This window comes from Streptomyces albofaciens JCM 4342 (assembly GCF_008634025.1).
Classification (GTDB): Bacteria; Actinomycetota; Actinomycetes; order Streptomycetales; family Streptomycetaceae; genus Streptomyces; species Streptomyces albofaciens.
On record NZ_PDCM01000001.1, the window covers coordinates 2,468,434 to 2,486,968 of the forward strand.

Genomic DNA, 18,535 nt, shown 5'->3' on the forward strand with positions numbered 1-18,535 from the left:
ATTTATCGTTCCGGTCACGATTCGCGAGCATGATCACATACGTGAAGGGGTCGCGGCCATGGTGGCGAAGAAGTCCGCCGCGAAGAAGAGCACGGCGGCTGCCGGGAAGGCCGCGGCCGGGAAGCCGGAAACGGCGGCGAAGAAGCGGGCGTCCGCCGCGGCGATGAGCGCGGAGGCCGCCCCGGACGGAGCGCCGGAGCCGCCGGAGGCCGGGACAGCGGCCGGAAAGGCGGCCGGGAGGACGGCGAAGAAGACATCCGCGAAAAAGGCGGCGGCCAGGAAGGCGGCGGCCGGGAAAGCTCTGGAGGAGGCCGGGGATCCCCTTCCTGACGGCAGACCCGCGGCCAGGAAGGCCGCGCCCAGGAAGGCGGCGAAGAAGACCGCACCCGCCGAGAAGGCGGTGCCGGCGAAGAAGACGGGAGCCAAGACGGTGGTGGAGAAGCGAACTCCGGGCGGGGCACCGACCGCCGAGGCGGAGCAGACCGGCCGGACCGGGCCGGTGCCCAAGGCCCGTACCGCGGACCCGGGCGAGCTGGCCGTACGGCCCGGCGAGGACCCCTGGACGCCCGAGGAGGTGGCCGAGGCCCGCGCCGAGCTGGACCGCGAGGTCGCCCGGCTCCGTACGGAGATCGAGGCGTCCGAGAGCGCCCTCGCCGGGCTGATGCGGGACTCCGGCGAGGGCACCGGCGACGAGGCCGACACCGGCAGCAAGAACATCACCCGCGAACACGAACTGGCGCTGGCCTCGAACGCGCGCGAGATGCTGTCCCAGACCGAACGCGCGGTGGAACGGCTGGCCGCGGGCACGTACGGCCTGTGCGAGAACTGCGGCAAGCCGATCGGCAAGGCCCGTATGCAGGCGTTTCCCCGGGCGACGCTGTGCGTGGAGTGCAAGCAGAAGCAGGAGCGGCGCTAAGCGCCGGGCGGCCCGCCCGGCCGGGCCGCCCGGCCGGGCGCGGGGACATCACCCGAGGCCGATGGCCCCCGTACCGGCGGTGTCCGTACGCCTGTGCCGTACCCTCGTCCTCAGCCGGGGGCGGCCTGGCGTGCGGACTCGACGGGCTGAGGGGCTCACAACGTGGCAGAGGCGGAGCGCATCACCGGTACGCCGGAGACCGGGCCGGAATCCGAGCCGGAAGCGGCGGCGGTGCCGGGATGCGAGGACGACGGCGACCGGGCCGCGCCGCGGGAGCAGCGGCCGGAGCAGGAAGCGGGGGCGGGCGCCGCCGAGGCGGGCGCCACCGCGCGGCGGGGCAAGCGGCGGATCGCCGCGCTGCTCCTGGTCGCGGCCATCGTCTACCTCCTCGACCTGGGCAGCAAGGCGCTGGTGGTCGCGAAGCTGGAGCACCACGCGCCGATCGAGGTGATCGGCTCGCTGCTGCGCCTGGAGGTCATCCGCAACCGCGGCGCCGCCTTCGGGATCGGCGAAGCGCTGACGATCTTCCTCAGCCTGATCGCCGTGATCGTGATCGTGGTGATCGCGCGGCTGGCCCGCAAGCTCTACAGCCTGCCGTGGGCCATCGCGCTCGGCCTGCTGCTGGGCGGCGCCTTCGGCAATCTGACCGACCGGATCTTCCGTACGCCGGGCGTCTTCGAGGGCGCGGTGGTGGACTTCATCGCGCCGACCCACTTCGCGGTGTTCAACCTCGCGGACTCGGCGATCGTCTGCGGCGGCATCCTGATCGTGATCCTGTCCTTCCGCGGCCTGGACCCGGACGGCACGGTCCACAAGGACTGACGGCACCGCGCAGAGGGCCGACGGCACCGCCCACGGGGGCTGACGGACCGGTGGGCGAGCGGTCCCCGGCGGGAGTGTCACCGGGGACTGCCATACTCGGTGGGGTGAGCACGATTCCCGAGATCCGCACCCTGCCCGTACCGGACGGCCTGGAGGGCGAGCGCGTCGACGCCGCGCTGGCCCGGATGTTCGGCTTTTCCCGTACGAAGGCCGCCGAGCTGGCGGCCGGCGGGAAGGTCCGGGTGGACGGCGCCGAAGTGATGAAGTCCGAGCGGGTGCACGGCGGTGCCTGGCTGGAAGTGGAGATGCCGCAGGCCGCACCGCCGGTGGAGATCGTCGCCGAGCCCGTCGAGGGCATGGAGATCGTCCATGACGACGACGACATCGTGGTGATCGTCAAGCCGGTCGGCGTCGCCGCCCACCCCAGCCCCGGCTGGACGGGCACCACCGTCATCGGCGGCCTCGCCGCCGCGGGCTTCCGCATCTCGACCTCCGGCGCCGCCGAGCGCCAGGGCATCGTGCACCGCCTGGACGTCGGCACCTCCGGCCTGATGGTGGTGGCCAAGTCGGAGCGCGCGTACACCCTGCTCAAGCAGCAGTTCCGGGAGCGTACGGTCGACAAGCGCTACCACGCCCTGGTGCAGGGCCACCCGGACCCGCTCAGCGGCACGATCGACGCCCCCATCGGACGCCACCCGCAGCACGACTACAAGTGGGCGGTGACCGCCGACGGCAAGCCGTCCGTCACGCACTACGACCTCATCGAGGCGTTCCGCGCCGCCAGCCTGCTGGACATCAAGCTGGAGACGGGGCGTACGCACCAGATCCGCGTCCACATGTCCGCCCACCGCCACCCGTGCGTCGGCGACCTGACCTATGGCGCGGACCCGACGCTCGCCAAGCGCCTCGGCGTCACCCGCCAGTGGCTGCACGCCGTGCGGCTCGGCTTCGAGCACCCGGCCGACGGCCGCCGGGTGGAGTTCGAGAGCGCCTATCCCGACGACCTCCAGCGCGCCCTGGACCGGGTGCGGGCCGAGAGTGCCTGATCAGCGCTTCCTGAGGTAGGCCGGACGGACGAGCGATCACAACGCTCGTCCGAGCGGTTTTTGCGCGTTCCATGGCAGGCTTGGGGCGGAAAGTGATCGATTTCGACCCCGGAGCGCGCCACCGTGGATCAGCTGGCCCTGATGTTCGTCCTACTGCTCGGGGCCGTGGTCATGGTCCCGGTCGGCGACCGGCTGGGCCTGCCGTCGCCGGTCCTGATGACGCTCGCGGGCGCGGTCCTGGCGCTGCTGCCGTTCGTACCGAACGTCGAGGTGCCGCCGGAGTACATCCTGCCGCTGGTGCTGCCGCCGCTGCTGTACGCCGCCGTGCAGCGCACCTCCTGGCGGCAGTTCACGGCCAACATCCGGCCCATCTTCCTGCTGGCGGTGGCCCTGGTCTTCGCGACCACGGCCGCCGTCGCCGCCGTCGCGCACGCCGTCGTCCCCGGTATGCCGATCGCCGCCGCGGTGGTGCTCGGCGCCCTGGTCGCGCCGCCGGACCCGGTCGCCGCGACCGCCGTCGCGGGCAAGCTGGGGCTGCCCCGCCGCATGGTCTCCATCCTGGAGGGCGAGGGGCTGTTCAACGACGTCACCGCGATCGTGCTCTACCACGTCGCGCTCGCCGCGGCCGTCAGCGGCTCCTTCTCGGTGCCCGGCGCGGTCGGCTCGCTGGTGCTGTCCGCGGTGGTCGCCATAGCGGTCGGCCTGGTGCTGGGCTGGGCCGCCAACAAGCTGATGGGCCTGCTGGGCGACCCGACGCTGCAGATCGGCCTGACCCTGCTGGTGCCGTTCGTCGCGTACGTCCTCGCCGAGGAGTTCGAGGGCTCCGGTGTGCTGGCGGTGCTGACCACCGCCCTGTTCCTCGCCGAGTACGCGGTGGACGCCGACGACGTGATGGGCCGGCTGGCCGGCTACACCTTCTGGGAGATCGTCGACACCCTGGTCACCGGCGTCGCCTTCGGCCTGATCGGCCTGGAACTGCACAACGTCATCAAGGCCGCGTCCGGCCGCTGGGGCGAGATGCTCGGCATCGGGGCCGCCGTCGTGGTGGTCGTGGTGGGCGTCCGGCTGCTGTGGCTGCTGCCCGCCGCCTGGCTGGCCAAGCGCATGCACAAGCGGCGCGACTTCGACGAGGACATCCCGCTGAGCTGGCGGGAGACCGTGATCATGTGGTGGTCGGGGATGCGCGGCGTGGCGTCCGTTGCGCTGGCGCTGGCCATTCCGTACGAGATCGACGGCGGAGGGGACTTCCCGGCTCGCGACGAGATCCTCTTCATCGCCTTCGCGGTGGTGCTCTCCGGGCTGGTCGTCCAGGGCCTGTCGCTGCCCACGCTGGTCAAGAAGCTGCGCGTACGGGCCGACTCGGAGGCCGAGGAGAAGCTGGAACACGAGCTGGCGCTGCGGGTGATCAAGGCGTCCAAGCGGCGCCTGAAGGAGATCCTTGAGGTCGAGGAGCTGCCGGAGGAGGTCAGCGAGCAGCTCGCCCGGCGCGCGTACGACATGGGCGCCCGCATCGCGCCGGACATCGTGGACGACGACCGGCGCGAGCACTTCGAGAAGCGCATCACCCGTATGAAGAAGGTGCAGCGCATCCAGAGCGAGATGCTCTCGGCCGCCCGGCACGAGGTGCTGGCGGCCCGCAGCGAGCCGGGTGCCGACCCGGAGATCGTGGACCGGGTGCTGCGCCAGCTCGACATGCGCAGCCTGCGGGGCGCGCCGCTGCCGTAGAGGGCATCGTTGACGTAGGGGCACCGCTGCCGTGGCGCGGCGCCGTCGGCCCCGGCCCGTCAGCCGTCCAGCCCCGGCCCCTTGTCGAGCGTCCCCGGGGTCCGCTGCCCGTCCGCCATCCGGGCGGCGTCCTCACCGCCGCCCGGCGCGGCGGCGGTGACGACCCGCGGCAGCGCGTACGGGTGCTCGGCGCGCAGCCAGTCGATCATCCGCTCGCGGACCTCGCAGCGCACCGACCAGATGGCGTCCGAGTCCCGGGCGGTGACCAGGGCGCGCACCTGGATCGTGGTCGGGGTGGTGTCGGTGACCACCAGGCTCCAGCCGCGGCCGTCCCAGTCGGCGCTGTTCTGCAGGATCTCGTGCAGCCGCTGCCGCATCTTCTCCACCGGCGCCGCGTGGTCCAGGTGGAAGAAGACGGTGCCGGTCATCTGAGCGCCGCCCCGCGACCAGTTCTCGAACGGCTTGCTGGTGAAGTACGACACCGGCATGGTGATCCGGCGCTCGTCCCAGGTCCGTACGGTCAGGAAGGTCAGGGTGATCTCCTCGACCGTGCCCCACTCCTTGTCCACGACCACCGTGTCACCGATGCGGACCATGTCGCCGAAGGCGATCTGCAGGCCGGCGAAGAGATTGCCGAGCGTGGACTGTGCCGCCACACCGGCGACGATGCCGACCAGTCCGGCCGAGGCCAGCATGGACTGGCCGACGGTCTGCATCTTGGGGAAGGTCAGCAGCATCGAGGCGGCCGCGACGACGATGACGATCGCCGTGACCACCCGCTGGATCAGGGTGACCTGGGTACGGACCCGGCGCACCCGGGCGGCGTCCCGCGCGCCCGCCGCGTAGCGGGAGTACGAGGACTCCACGATGGCCGCCGACGCGCGGATGGCGAGCCAGGCGGTGGCGGCGATGAGGACCAGGGAGAGGATCTGGCCGAGACCGCCCTCGTGCTCCTCGATGAACTTCACACCGGTCCGGTCGTAGAAGCCGCGCAGCAGCGCGGTCACCAGCACCACTTGGAGGGGGACGCGGCAGCGCCGCAGCAGGCCCCACAGTGGCGTGTCGGGGCGGGCGGTGTCGGCCCGGCGCAGCGCCAGATCGACCAGCCAGCCCAGAATGAGCGTCACGACTATGGAGCCGCCTACGACGATGAGCGGACGAAGCACGTCCTCCATGGACACTTCGGTCCTCCTAGTTGTGGTCAGCTTCGTGCCGGTTCCTCCCGACCGTAACTGGCACGATGGTGGAAGTGCGATTCAATGACAGGGAAGTGAACTCAGTGGCCTCTTCGCCCGCCTCGCCGTGCGCGCCGTCCGCGAAACCCTCGACGGTGGTTCTGTTCCACTCGGTGTGCGGTCTGCGGCCCGCGGTGCACGCCGCCGCCGACCGGCTGCGCGCGGCCGGACACGAGGTCGTCGTGCCGGACCTCTTCGACGGGCGGACCGCCGACACCGTCGAGGACGGCGTGGTGATCAAGGACGAGATCGGCAAGGACGAGCTGCTGCGCCGCGCGGTGGTGGCCGCGGCCCCGTACTCCGACCGGGGCGTGGTCTACGCGGGCTTCTCCTTCGGCGGCGCGGTCGCCCAGAACCTGGCCCTGGCCGACGAGAAGGCGCGCGGCCTGCTGCTGATGCACGGCACCTCGGACATCGCCGACGATGCGGCGGCCGACGAACTGCCCGTACAGCTGCACGTCGCGGACCCGGACCCGTTCGAGCCGCACGACTGGCTGAACGCCTGGTACCTGCGCATGCGGCGGGCCGGCGCGGACGTGGAGGTCTTCCGCTACCAGGGCGCCGGGCACCTGTTCACCGACCCCGGCCTGCCGGACCACGACGAGGAGGCCGCCGAGAGCGCCTGGAAGGTCGCCCTCGGCTTCCTCGACTCGCTGTAACGCGTACGCGCAGGTCAGCGCACCGGCTGCCGGACCCGCTCCACACGCTGGGTGCCCGAGAGGGTCCGGTACGAGCGCGCCGGTGCCGTGGTCGCGTGCGGATCGGCCCGGTCGGAGACGGTGAAGTAGTCCATCTGGGTGCGCTCGGCGGTCACGTCCAGGACCCCGTAGCCGTGCGAGTCCATGTCCACCCACTTCACGTGCCGGTTCGCGGCCCGGATGGCGGCCACGCCGACCAGGGAGACGGTGTGCGGGGCGACGTGCAGGAAGTCGTCCACGTTGTCGGAGGTGACCGAGGTGACCACGAACTCGGTGGCGACCGGCGGCGCGGCCGGATAGGTCGCGGCCTTGACGGGCACCTCGTTCGCCCAGGCCATGTGGATGTCGCCGGTCAGGAAGACGGTGTTGCCGATGCCGCGGTCGCGCAGGTGCGTGAGCAGCTCGCGCCGGTCGTCGGTGTAGCCGTCCCACTGGTCGGTGTTGACCGCCAGGCCCTCCTTGGGCAGCCCGAGCAGTTCGGCGAGCGGCGCCAGCAGATGCGCCGGTACGGACCCGAAGGCGACCTGGGAGATCATCACGGAGGTGCCGACCAGGCGCCAGGCGGTGTCCGAGCGCTCCAGACCGGCCTTGAGCCAGTCCAGCTGGGCCCGCCCGGTGATCGTACGGTCCGGGTCGTCCACCGAGCCGCTGCCCACCCCGGCCTGCTGGTCGCGGAACGAGCGCAGGTCGAGCAGGTGCAGATCGGCCAGCCTGCCGAAGCGCAGCCGGCGGTAGGTGGTGCCCGCCGTGGAGGTCCGTACCGGCATCCACTCGAAGTAGGCGCGCTTGGCGGCGGCCATCCGCGCCGCCCAGTCGCCCTCGGTGCCCGGGGTGTGGTTCACGGCCCCGCCCGACCAGGCGTTGTCCGCGAACTCGTGGTCGTCCCAGATCGCGATCATCGGGTGCGCGGCGTGCAGGGCCTGGAGGTCGGGGTCGGTCTTGTGGACGCCGTGCCGGGTGCGGTAGTCGGCGAGCGTGATGATCTCGTGCTTCGGGGAGTGCTGCCGTACGACCTTGCCGGAGGCGGGGAAGCCGCCGGTCGCGTACTCGTAGATGTAGTCGCCGAGGTGCAGCACCGCGTCCAGGTCGGGGCGGGCCGCGAGGTGCCGGTAAGCGGAGAAGTAGCCCGCCTCCCAGTTGGCGCAGGAGACCACGCCGAACCGGATGTTGGGCGCCTTGGCGTCGTGCGCGGGGGCGGTGCGGGTGCGGCCGACGGGCGAGCGGGTGCTCTCGACGGTGAAGCGGTAGTAGTAGGTGGTGGCGGGCGCCAGGCCGCGGACGTCGGCCTTGACGGTGTGGTCGGCCGCGGCCGTGGCGGTCGCGGTTCCCCGCGCGACCACCGAGGCGAAGTCCTGGTCCGCCGCCACTTCCCAGCCCACCGTGGTGTCCCGGCCGAGGCCCGAGCCGGGTACCGCGCCGGGTTCGGGGGTGACGCGGGTCCACAGCAGGACGCCGTCCGGCAGCGGGTCGCCGGAGGCCACGCCGTGCTGGAAGAGCCGCGGCGTGCTCGTACGGGTCCGGCCGGCGGCGCGTGCCCCGGTGGCGTGGGCGGGGCTCGCGGAGGCGAAGGGCAGCAGGGCGGCGGAGGCGGCTGCCGCCGTGACGGCGGTGCGGCGGGATATCTGGTCATGGTCGGTCACGGCGGATGACCATACTGTCGCGTAGCGCGAGAGGGGAGGGGCGCGGCACAAAGTTCGCCGATCCGTAAACCGCCGTCCGCCGAACCGGCCGCGCCCACCGGACCGGTCCCTTCCTTACTTCTTCTCCTCTTTCTTCGCCGGGCCGAACTCGTCGTCGATCATCTTGTTGAAGTTGGCGGTGGCGAGTTCGTAGTACTGCTGCTTGGTCATCTGCTGCTGCGGGACCGGCGGCAGCTTCAGCTTCTTGTCACCGTGCAGGAACGCCGGTGTGCCGGTCACTCCCTTGCGGCCGAACAGCGCGGTCATCTCCATCGTCCAGCGGTCGTACGTGCCGTTCTCGACCGCCGTCCGGAACTTCTCGTTGTTCTTCAGCTCCGGCACCTGGTCGGCCACCGAGAGCAGCTTCGCGTCCTTGGCGTACGCGTCGTCGGCCTCCTCCGGGTGGTTCTTCTCGGAGTACAGCGCGGCCTTGTACTTGAGGAACGCCTCCGGGCTCACGTTCAGGGCCGCGCCGAGCGCGCTGAGCGCGTTCTTGGAGCCCTCGCCGCCCTGTCCGCCGTCGATGAACGTGTACATGGTGAAACGGATCTTGTAGCGGCCGTCCTCCATGCCCTTCAGGAGGGCCGGGCCCGCGCTCTGCTCGAAGTTCGCGCAGGCCGGACAGCGGATGTCCTCGAAGACCTCCAGGGTCTCCTTCGCCTCCGGCTTCCCGATGACGATCTCGGTGCCGTTCTTGCCGCTGGTGTGGGCCGGTTCGACCAGATCGGCCTCCTTGGCCGCTTCCCACCCGGTGGGCTCGTTCGCCTTCATGATGCCGAAGGCGATCCCGCCGGCGACGACGAGGACACCCACCACCGAGCCCGCCACGATGAGCTGCCGGCGGACCTTCTCCTTCTTCTTCTGCCGGTCACGCTCGGCGCGGATCCGCTCGCGGGCTGCCTGCCTGCCCGCCTGGCTGTTGCGGTCGCTCATGGTGCTTCCCGACTCCCTGTCCCGATTCCCTTGGTACGTGCATGTCAGTACGCGGCGGTCGCGGGCCGGGGCGGGCCGCGCCGTACGACGCAGTGCCCGAGCCGGGGGAGCGGGCGGACGGGACGTATCCGGCGGCGTACCGCGCGCGGGCCGGCGGCGGACGGTCCGCCGGACGGCGCTCCCGGCCGTGCCCCGGTCCGCTCCATGCCCGGAGTCTGCCATGAGCACGGCGATCCGCAGGGTCAAGATTCGGCATCGGCGTACGCCGGAGCCCCGGACCGGGACATCGGTCCGGGGCTCCGGGAAGGGCGCTCTGGGAGATGCGCTCAAGCGGATGCGCTCAAGCAGAGGTGTTCAAGGAGGGACGCTCAGGTCAGCCCTTCATCGCCTTGTCGACCTCCGCGTTGAACGCGTCCGGGGTGGACGGCGCGACCTTGCCGTTCGCCGAGTCGGTGCCCAGCACCGTGTCGTCCAGCTTGACCGTCGGCGTGCTCTTGACGTCCTTGAAGGAGTTGAAGTTCTCCGACATCTCCAGCGCCCAGCGGTTGTACGTACCGGCCTTCACGGCGCTCTCGAACTTGTCGTTGCCCTTCAGCTCCGGCACCGTGTCGGCCACCTTCAGCAGGTAGGCGTTGTCGGCGAACTTGTCCGGCCCGGTCTCCTCCGGGTGGTACTTCTTCGAGAACAGCGCTTCCTTGTACTTCAGGAACGCGTCCGGGCTCACGTTGAGCGCGGCCCCCATCGCGCTGAGCGCGTTTTTGGAGCCGGTGCCCTGGAGGTTGTTGTCCAGGAAGGTGCCCAGGTGGATGGAGGCCTTGTACTTGCCGTCCTTCAGGTCCTTCTGGATCGTCTCGCCGACGTTCTGCTCGAAGTTGGCGCAGCCGGGGCAGCGGGCGTCCTCGAAGAGCGACAGCGTGTGCTTGGCGTCCTTCTTGCCGAGGGTGATGTCCGTGCCGTTCTTGCCGGCGGTGTTGGCCGGCTGGACCAGCTTGGCGCTCGCGGCCTTGGCCCACTTGTCGGCGCCGCCGCCCGAGTCGCCGCCGCCCGAGTTGGCCACGGCGACGCCGATGCCGCCCGCGATGGCCAGCACGGCGACGATCGCGCCGCCGACGGTCAGCTGCCGGCGGACCTTCTCCTTCTTCTTCTGGCGCTCGCGCTCGGCGCGCAGCCGCTCACGGGCTGCCTGCTTGTTGGCCTGGCTGTTGCGGTTGCTCATGACTGTCCTGCTCCTGGGAAAGGTGTGAACGGGTGCCTGTCCGACGAGCCGCGGCCCGAAGGCTACGCGGCGAGGGAGCAGGGCGGTCCACGCCGTACGACACAGTGCACGAGGAGGGGGACGGCCCGCGGGGCCGGTTCGGTACGCGTGGGCCGGGCCGTCGGGCGGTGCGGCACGGGCAGCGCCCGGACGACCGCCACCGCCAGCAGCAGCGGCCGGAACGCGAACGCGGTCACGGCCCCCAGCAGCTGGGCCAGCGCCGCCTCGCCCCGCCGCAGCCAGGCCGCCGCGAGCAGACCCACCGCGACATGCGCGGCGAGCAGCAGCAGCCAGGTCGAGACGGGCGCCGGATCGTCACCGGACAGGTGCGCCAGCGGCGTGCCCACATTGCCGCCGCCGCACAGCAGGTCCACGCCCAGGGACCGCAGCGGACCGGTGACCGGCCCGCCGGCCCGCCCGTAGCAGGTGTGCTGGCCGGTGCTGAAGACCGTGTCGGCGGCCAGCTCCAGCGGTACGAGCAGGGCGGCGATGCGCCAGAAGCCGCGCTCCCGGCCGGCCAGCGCGTACGAGACGGTGAAGACGGCGGCCGAGAGGGCGGCGACGAGGGTCAGGGGCAGCGGCATCCGGGACAGCAGCACATGGCCCGCGGCGGACAGCGTCACGCACAGCGCCGTGAAGAGCGCCGCGCGCAGTGCCCGCAGGTGTGCCGCCGAGATGTCCATTGCAGCGAGTCTGCCATGGTCCGGTGTAAGAGGGGACTAAGAGGCGCGAACACGTGACCGCGCCCCTCGCCCCGCTCACTCCGTGACCGGGCTCACCCGGTGTCCGGGCTCACAGCCCCGGGATGCGGCCGTTGCGGAAGAGGTCCACGAAGATCTGGTGGTCGGCGCGGGCCCGGGCCCCGTACGCGTGCGCGAAGTCCACCAGGAGCCGGCCGAAGCCCTCCTCGTCGGCGGCGATCGCCGCGTCGATGGCGCGCTCGGTGGAGAACGGCACCAGGGAGTGGCCGCTCTCGTCGTCCGCGGCGGCGTGCATCGTCGCGGTGGCCCGCCCCAGGTCCGCGACGACCGCCGCGATCTCGGCCGGGTCGTCGATGTCCGACCAGTCCAGATCCACCGCGTACGGCGAGATCTCGGCCACGAGCTGGCCGGCGCCGTCCAGCTCGGTCCAGCCCAGCCACGGGTCGGCGTGGTCCTGGAGCGCGCGCTGCGAGATCACCGTGCGGTGGCCCTCGTGCCGGAAGTAGCCGCGCACCCGCGGGTCGGTGATGTGCCGCGACACCGCCGGGGTCTGCGCCTGCTTCATGTAGATCACGACGTCGTTCTCCAGGGCGTCGCTGTTGCCCTCCAGCAGGATGTTGTACGAGGGCAGGCCCGCCGAGCCGATGCCGATGCCGCGGCGCCCCACCACGTCCTTGACCCGGTAGGAGTCCGGGCGGGTCAGGCTGGACTCGGGCAGCGTCTCCAGATAGCCGTCGAAGGCCGCCAGGACCTTGTAGCGGGTCGCCGCGTCCAGCTCGACGGTGCCGCCGCCGTCGGTGAAGCGGCGCTCGAAGTCGCGGATCTCGGTCATCGAGTCCAGCAGGCCGAACCGGGTCAGCGAGCGGGCCATGCGCAGCGCGCCCAGCAGCGGGCCCTCGGCCGTGTCCAGGGTGAAGGGCGGCACGTCGTCGTCCTTGGCCCCCGTGGCCAGCGCGCGGATGCGCTCGCGGTAGGCGGTGGCGTAGATGCCGACCAGCTCGCCGATCTGCCCGTCGCTCAGCGCCTTGGCGTAGCCGAGCAGGGCCACCGAGGCGGCGAAGCGCTTCAGGTCCCAGGTGAAGGGGCCTACGTACGCCTCGTCGAAGTCGTTGACGTTGAAGATCAGCCGGCCGGTGGCGTCCATGTACGTGCCGAAGTTCTCGGCGTGCAGATCGCCGTGGATCCACACCTGGCCGGTCCGCTCGTCCTCGTACGGGCCGCTGCCCGCGCCGCCCTGTTCCTGGAGGTCGTGGTAGAAGAGGCAGGCCGTACCCCGGTAGAAGGCGAAGGCGGACGCGGCCATCTTCCGGAACTTGACGCGGAAGGCCGCCGGGTCGGCGGCGAGCAGCTGTCCGAAGGCGGTGTCGAAGACGGCGAGGATCTCCTCGCCGCGCCGATCGGCGTCCGGCGCCGGGACGTGCTGGGACGACATCGCGGTGTGCCTCCTGAGGCAGGTGATGCAGACGGGTGTGCCGTCTCTTCCAACGGCCGAGGCTACTCAGGGGTGCCCGGCGGCCGGCCGCCCGGACCGCGTGCCGGGGCCCCGGGGTGTCGGTGGAGGGCCGTAGACTTCGAGACCGTCCCTGCCCCGCCCGCCCGTCGCCCGACCACCACCCCTGATCGAGGCGGCGCGCGCCGCAACCCCTACCGTCCGGAGGTCGTCCACCGTGGCCAAGCCGCCCTTCACGCATCTGCACGTGCACACCCAGTACTCGCTGCTGGACGGTGCCGCGCGGCTGAAGGACATGTTCGAGGCGTGCAAGGAGATGGGCATGACGCACATCGCCATGTCCGACCACGGCAACCTCCACGGCGCCTACGACTTCTTCCACAGCGCGCAGAAGGCCGGCATCACGCCGATCATCGGCATCGAGGCCTACGTGGCGCCCGAGTCGCGGCGTACCAAGCGCAAGATCCAGTGGGGCCAGCCGCACCAGAAGCGCGACGACGTCTCCGGTTCCGGTGGTTACACCCACAAGACGATCTGGGCGGCGAACAAGACCGGGCTGCACAACCTCTTCAAGCTCTCCTCCGACGCGTACAAGGAAGGCTGGCTGCAGAAGTGGCCCCGGATGGACAAGGAGACGATCTCCCAGTGGTCCGAGGGCCTGATCGCCTCCACCGGCTGCCCTTCCGGTGAGCTGCAGACCCGGCTGCGCCTCGGCCAGTTCGACGAGGCCCTGAAGTCGGCCGCCGAATACCAGGACATCTTCGGCAAGGACCGGTACTTCCTGGAGCTGATGGACCACGGCATCGAGATCGAGCGCCGGGTCCGCGACGGCCTGCTGGAGATCGGCAAGAAGCTCGGCATCCCGCCGCTGGTGACCAACGACTCCCACTACACCTACGCGCACGAGGCGACCGCCCACGACGCCCTGCTGTGCATCCAGACCGGCAAGAACCTCACCGACCCGGACCGCTTCAAGTTCGACGGCACCGGCTACTACCTGAAGTCCACGGACGAGATGTACGCCATCGACTCCTCGGACGCCTGGCAGGAGGGCTGCCGCAACACCCTCCTGGTCGCCGAGCAGATCGACACCACCGGCATGTTCGAGAAGCGCGACCTCATGCCGAAGTTCGACATCCCCGAGGGGTACACCGAGGTCACCTGGTTCCAGGAGGAGGTCCGCCGCGGCATGGAGCGCCGCTACCCGGGCGGCGTCCCCGAGGACCGCCAGAAGCAGGCCGAGTACGAGATGGACGTCATCATCCAGATGGGGTTCCCCGGCTACTTCCTCGTGGTCGCCGACTTCATCATGTGGGCCAAGCGCAACGGCATCGCGGTGGGCCCCGGCCGTGGCTCCGCGGCCGGCTCGATCGTCGCGTACGCCATGGGCATCACCGACCTCGACCCGGTCACCCACGGCCTGATCTTCGAGCGGTTCCTCAACCCCGAGCGCGTCTCCATGCCCGATGTCGACATCGACTTCGACGAGCGCAGGCGCGTCGAAGTGATCAGGTACGTCACCGAGAAGTACGGCGAGGACAAGGTCGCCATGATCGGTACGTACGGCAAGATCAAGGCGAAGAACGCCATCAAGGACTCCGCCCGCGTGCTGGGCTACCCGTACGCGATGGGCGACCGCATCACCAAGGCGATGCCCGCCGACGTCCTCGGCAAGGGCATCGACCTGGACGGCATCACCAACCCGCAGCACCCCCGCTACAACGAGGCGGGGGAGGTCCGGTCGATGTACGAGAACGAACCGGACGTGAAGAAGGTCATCGACACCGCCAAGGGCGTCGAGGGCCTGGTCCGGCAGATGGGCGTGCACGCGGCCGGCGTGATCATGTCCAGCGAGCCGATCATCGACCACGCCCCGGTCTGGGTGCGGCACACCGACGGCGTCACCATCACCCAGTGGGACTACCCGCAGTGCGAGTCGCTCGGCCTGCTGAAGATGGACTTCCTGGGCCTGCGCAACCTCACCATCATGGACGACGCCCTGAAGATGGTGAAGGCGAACAAGGGCGTCGACCTGGAGCTGCTGGAAGTCCCGCTGGACGACCCCAAGACCTTCGAACTGCTCTGCCGCGGTGACACCCTCGGCGTCTTCCAGTTCGACGGCGGCCCGATGCGGTCGCTGCTGCGCCAGATGCAGCCCGACAACTTCGAGGACATTTCCGCCGTATCGGCCCTGTACCGCCCGGGCCCGATGGGCATGAACTCGCACATCAACTACGCCGAGCGCAAGAACGGCCGCCAGGAGATCACCCCGATCCACCCTGAGCTGGAGGAGCCGCTCAAGGAGACCCTCGGCCTGACCTACGGCCTGATCGTCTACCAGGAGCAGGTGCAGAAGGCCGCCCAGATCATCGCCGGGTACAGCCTCGGCGAGGCCGACATCCTCCGTCGCGTCATGGGCAAGAAGAAGCCCGAGGAGCTGGCGAAGAACTTCACCATCTTCCAGGCCGGTGCCCGCAAGAACGGCTACAGCGACGAAGCGATCCAGGCCCTGTGGGACGTGCTGGTCCCGTTCGCCGGCTACGCGTTCAACAAGGCCCACTCCTCCGCGTACGGCCTGGTCACGTACTGGACCGCCTACCTGAAGGCGAACTACCCCGCGGAGTACATGTCCGCGCTGCTCACCTCGGTGCGCGACGACAAGGACAAGTCGGCGGTCTATCTGAACGAGTGCCGCCGCATGGGCATCAAGGTGCTCCCGCCGAACGTGAACGAGTCGCTGGCGAACTTCGCCGCCCAGGGCGACGACGTGATCCTCTTCGGCCTCACCGCCGTCCGCAACGTCGGCCAGAACGTCGTCGACTCGATCATCCGCTGCCGCAAGGCCAAGGGGAAGTACGCCTCCTTCCCCGACTACCTCGACAAGGTCGACGCGGTCGTGTGCAACAAGCGCACCACCGAGTCCTTGATCAAGGCGGGCGCGTTCGACGAGATGGGGCACACCCGCAAGGGCCTGACCGCGCACTACGAAGCCATGATCGACAACGTGGTGCAGGTCAAGCGCAAGGAGGCCGAGGGGCAGTTCGACCTCTTCGGCGGCATGGGCGACGACAGCTCCGAGGACGGCCCCGGCTTCGGCCTGGACGTCGAGTTCTCCGACGTCGAGTGGGACAAGACGTACCTGCTCGCCCAGGAGCGCGAGATGCTCGGCCTGTACGTCTCCGACCACCCGCTGTTCGGCCTGGAGCACGTACTGTCCGACAAGGCGGACGCGGCGATCTCCCAGCTGACCGGCGGCGACTACTCGGACGGCTCGATCGTCACCATCGGCGGCATCATCTCCGGCCTCCAGCGCAAGATGACCAAGCAGGGCAACGCGTGGGCCATCGCCACCGTCGAGGACCTGGCCGGCTCCATCGAGTGCATGTTCTTCCCGGCGACGTACCAGCTGGTGTCCACCCAACTCGTCGAGGACACCGTGGTCTTCGTCAAGGGACGCCTGGACAAGCGCGAGGACATCCCGCGACTGGTCGCCATGGAGATGATGGTCCCCGACCTCTCCGAGGCCGGCGCCAACGCGCCCGTGACGATCACGATCCCCACGGTCAAGGTCACCCCGCCGCTGGTCGAGAAGCTCGGCGAGGTGCTCACCAGCCACCGCGGCGCGACCGAGGTCCGCATCAAGCTCCAGGGGACACGCAAGACGACGGTGCTCCGGCTGGACCGGCACCGGGTCACGCCCGATCCGTCGCTCTTCGGCGACCTGAAGGTGCTGCTGGGGCCGTCCTGCCTGGCGGGCTGAGGCGGTGCGGGGCGGGCGGCCGCGGCTGCCCGCCCCCATGTTTGTTCACCCGGCGAACAAAGCCCGGATGCCGGCCGGGTGACGTGCCCCGGCGGCCCTTGTAGCGCGGAGAGGGGCGCACCCCAAACGGGTGCGCCCCTCTACTGCTGCGCGACAGTGATCAGTTGTGACCAAAACGGCGCTGGTGCTTACGGGCAACATCGCTCGGGGTCGCCTCGAACGGCTGGGCCGACGCCTGGGCATCCGCCGCCGACCTCTCGGCTTCCTGGCGGCCGCGCTCGGCGGCCTGCCCGGCCTTCTGTTGCTGATTGCGGTCGCGATTCTTGTTTTTGGCCATGATCGTGCCTCCTGAGGGGGATCCTGGGACCGGAACCGTGACCAGGCTTACACGCAACGCCGAGGGGTGCATTTTGGACAATTACCGTCAGTTATCCGGTGTGTCACGTGGTGTGTTCGCCGTTGGCACCGAATCCGCCACGCCGATGATCGAGTTCGGGCAGTTAACCCCCGTACGGTCGGGCAGACTCGAAGGAAAGCCGTAGGAAAACCTCGTGCCACAGGCCGAGCCGGGGGGCGTCCGACTTCAGCACCTCAGGGAAGAGGGTGGAACGTGGATCGCTGCGTCGTCCTGGTGGACGCCGGATACTTGCTGGGCGCCGCCGCGAGCCTGCTCGCCGGAGAGCCCACCCGCTCCCGCATCACCGTCGATCACGCCGAACTCATCCAGGGTCTGCGCCAGCGCGCCGAAGCCGACACCGAACGGCCGTTGCTGCGCATCTACTGGTTCGACGGCGCGCCCGACCGCGTACCGCAGCCCGAACACCGGCGGCTGCGCGTGATGTCCCGCGTCACGGTCCGGCTCGGCGCGCTGACCCGCAGCGACGGACGCTGGGCCCAGAAGGGCGTGGACGCCGCGATGCACGCGGAGTTGACCGAGCTCGCGCGCAACCGGGCCTGCTCCGACATCGTGCTCGTCACCGGCGACGGCGACCTGCTGCCCGGCCTGATGTCGGCCAAGGAACACGGCGTCGCCGTGCACCTGTGGGCCGTCCAGGCGGCCGACGGCGACTACAACCAGTCCGAGGACCTGGTCGCCGAGGCCGATGAGCGGCGCGTGCTGGACCGGGAGTGGATCACTCGCGCCGTACGCCTGAAGGAACTCGGCGGGCCCTGCGCGGCGCCGCCCGCGCCACGGCCGGAGATCGCCGCGATCCTCTCCGCCCCGCTGCCCGAGTCCGCCGTCGCCGCGGCGGCCGCGGCTGCGGCCGCGGCGTCCGCCGCGCATGAGACGGACCGGGGCGGCGGCCACGAGCGCAACGGCACGAACGGTACGGCCCGGCCCGAGCGCGTGCCTGCGGAGCGGTGCGCCCGGTCGGACGCGGATGACCGGGACGGCGGGAGCGGGCCGGCCGGTGGCCGGAGCGCTTCGGTGCCCACCCCGAAAGATCTCGCCGACCTCAACCGCGGCCCCGGAGCCGGGCCCGGCGGGGCCACCGCGACGCCGGCGCCCGTGCCGAGCGCGACGCTGCGGTGGTCCTCCGACAAGGGCTGGGTCGAGCGCGGCGGTCCCGTCGGCGAACCCCCCGAAACCGCGTCCCTGCCGACGCTCGCCCAGCTCACGAGTGCGGAGCAGCGCTGGGCGGACCGTGAGGAGGACATCACGGCGGTCAGCGGCGACCCCTTCGAAGTGGGCCAGGTCTTCGCCCGCCGCTGGACGGAACGGTTGTCCGACGCGTCACACCTTCAGCAGATCTCCACGGAGTACCCCCGGATTCCGCACCGGATCGACGGGGAGCTGCTGCGGTACGCGGCGCGGTTCGGGCTGCTCGCCCATAAGGACGATCAGATCGACGAGCATGATCGATATGCGATTCGGGCCGGGTTTTGGCGGGAGGTGGATCTGCGTACCGCGGCGGGGGTTCCCGTGGGGGAGTGAGGTACTGGCCCGCGCTTCGCGCGGATCGCGCTTGCGCGCTGGTTCGCATGGGTTGCGTCGTGGGGCGGGGGTGCGCAGGGGGCCATCTCCTCGGCGCCTGGAGTGAACCAGTGTTCGTTGGTGACCGGGGCTACGGTCGTCCTGCGGGGAGTGTCCCCCTGCACACCCCCTCCCGCCGGTTTGGCGAGTGCGGGCCGGTGGGGGGAGGAAAAAGATGACCTTGGTGCGCGCCCACCCTGTGGTCACATTCACGGTACGTAAGCGCAGGGCCGGGGGCGCCTCCGCGTCGTGCGTAAGCCGCTGCCGGGGTCTGTAAAGACCCCAGCCACGGCGGCGGGAAAGCCGCGAACGGCGCGGGCTCGGGGACACGTAGGGGTCT

15 protein-coding genes are annotated in these 18,535 nt (G+C 70.6%); 7 read left to right on the top strand and 8 right to left on the bottom strand.

Annotation, left to right across the window (positions count from 1 at the left end):
* Positions 1 to 33: 33 nt before the first annotated feature.
* A complete protein-coding gene (locus tag CP973_RS41570) occupies positions 34 to 426 on the bottom strand; it encodes a hypothetical protein (RefSeq protein WP_341874808.1) in 393 nt (130 codons plus the stop codon).
* A gap of 4 nt (positions 427 to 430) precedes the next feature.
* Here CP973_RS41570 and CP973_RS41575 point away from each other — a divergent pair, with 4 nt between their 5' ends.
* From CP973_RS41575 to CP973_RS11175, 4 genes are all read left to right on the top strand, one after another.
* The gene (locus CP973_RS41575; RefSeq protein WP_341874809.1) at positions 431 to 916 is read left to right on the top strand and encodes a TraR/DksA family transcriptional regulator; all 486 of its coding nucleotides are present in this window, start codon (positions 431 to 433) and stop codon (positions 914 to 916) included.
* Positions 917 to 1,078: 162 nt separating this feature from the next.
* The gene (gene lspA, locus CP973_RS11165; RefSeq protein WP_150239777.1) at positions 1,079 to 1,738 is read left to right on the top strand and encodes a signal peptidase II; all 660 of its coding nucleotides are present in this window, start codon (positions 1,079 to 1,081) and stop codon (positions 1,736 to 1,738) included.
* Between the two features lie 104 nt (positions 1,739 to 1,842).
* The gene (locus tag CP973_RS11170; protein WP_150239779.1) at positions 1,843 to 2,784 is read left to right on the top strand and encodes an RluA family pseudouridine synthase; all 942 of its coding nucleotides are present in this window, start codon (positions 1,843 to 1,845) and stop codon (positions 2,782 to 2,784) included.
* A 123-nt stretch (positions 2,785 to 2,907) separates the two neighbouring features.
* Positions 2,908 to 4,509, top strand: coding sequence for a Na+/H+ antiporter (locus CP973_RS11175; protein WP_150239781.1), 1,602 nt, complete (start codon positions 2,908 to 2,910; stop codon positions 4,507 to 4,509).
* Between the two features lie 59 nt (positions 4,510 to 4,568).
* Here CP973_RS11175 and CP973_RS11180 read toward each other — a convergent pair whose 3' ends face one another.
* On the bottom strand, positions 4,569 to 5,684 hold the full coding sequence (locus CP973_RS11180; RefSeq protein ID WP_244409380.1) for a mechanosensitive ion channel family protein: 1,116 nt from the start codon (positions 5,682 to 5,684) through the stop codon (positions 4,569 to 4,571).
* A 104-nt stretch (positions 5,685 to 5,788) separates the two neighbouring features.
* Here CP973_RS11180 and CP973_RS11185 point away from each other — a divergent pair, with 104 nt between their 5' ends.
* Positions 5,789 to 6,403, top strand: coding sequence for a dienelactone hydrolase family protein (locus CP973_RS11185; RefSeq protein ID WP_150239785.1), 615 nt, complete (start codon positions 5,789 to 5,791; stop codon positions 6,401 to 6,403).
* 14 nt (positions 6,404 to 6,417) lie between these two features.
* Here the strand turns inward: CP973_RS11185 and CP973_RS11190 are convergent, their stop codons facing one another.
* The 5 genes from CP973_RS11190 to CP973_RS11210 all read right to left on the bottom strand — a co-directional run bounded on the left by CP973_RS11190 (position 6,418) and on the right by CP973_RS11210 (position 12,442).
* Positions 6,418 to 8,082 carry an alkaline phosphatase D family protein gene (locus CP973_RS11190; RefSeq protein WP_150239787.1) on the bottom strand — a complete coding sequence of 555 codons (1,665 nt, stop codon included), beginning with the start codon at positions 8,080 to 8,082 and terminating at the stop codon, positions 6,418 to 6,420.
* Between the two features lie 114 nt (positions 8,083 to 8,196).
* Positions 8,197 to 9,054, bottom strand: coding sequence for a thioredoxin domain-containing protein (locus CP973_RS11195; RefSeq protein ID WP_150239789.1), 858 nt, complete (start codon positions 9,052 to 9,054; stop codon positions 8,197 to 8,199).
* Positions 9,055 to 9,427: 373 nt separating this feature from the next.
* Positions 9,428 to 10,270, bottom strand: coding sequence for a thioredoxin domain-containing protein (locus CP973_RS11200; protein ID WP_150239791.1), 843 nt, complete (start codon positions 10,268 to 10,270; stop codon positions 9,428 to 9,430).
* A gap of 62 nt (positions 10,271 to 10,332) precedes the next feature.
* On the bottom strand, positions 10,333 to 10,992 hold the full coding sequence (locus tag CP973_RS11205) for a hypothetical protein (RefSeq protein WP_150239793.1): 660 nt from the start codon (positions 10,990 to 10,992) through the stop codon (positions 10,333 to 10,335).
* Between the two features lie 109 nt (positions 10,993 to 11,101).
* Positions 11,102 to 12,442 (bottom strand): DUF2252 domain-containing protein, encoded by a 1,341-nt coding sequence (locus CP973_RS11210; protein WP_150239795.1) that lies wholly within the window; start codon positions 12,440 to 12,442, stop codon positions 11,102 to 11,104.
* Positions 12,443 to 12,677: 235 nt separating this feature from the next.
* Between CP973_RS11210 and dnaE the strand changes: the two genes are divergently transcribed.
* Complete coding sequence (dnaE, locus tag CP973_RS11215) at positions 12,678 to 16,220, top strand: DNA polymerase III subunit alpha (RefSeq protein WP_150239797.1); 3,543 nt, start codon at positions 12,678 to 12,680, stop codon at positions 16,218 to 16,220.
* Positions 16,221 to 16,380: 160 nt separating this feature from the next.
* Here the strand turns inward: dnaE and CP973_RS39950 are convergent, their stop codons facing one another.
* Positions 16,381 to 16,557: a hypothetical protein gene (locus CP973_RS39950; RefSeq protein WP_167538316.1), complete on the bottom strand. Its 177-nt coding sequence runs from the start codon at positions 16,555 to 16,557 to the stop codon at positions 16,381 to 16,383.
* 273 nt (positions 16,558 to 16,830) lie between these two features.
* Here CP973_RS39950 and CP973_RS11220 point away from each other — a divergent pair, with 273 nt between their 5' ends.
* Entirely contained in the window at positions 16,831 to 18,156 is a 1,326-nt protein-coding gene (locus CP973_RS11220) for an NYN domain-containing protein (RefSeq protein ID WP_150239799.1), read from the top strand.
* The last annotated feature ends 379 nt before the right edge of the window (positions 18,157 to 18,535 follow it).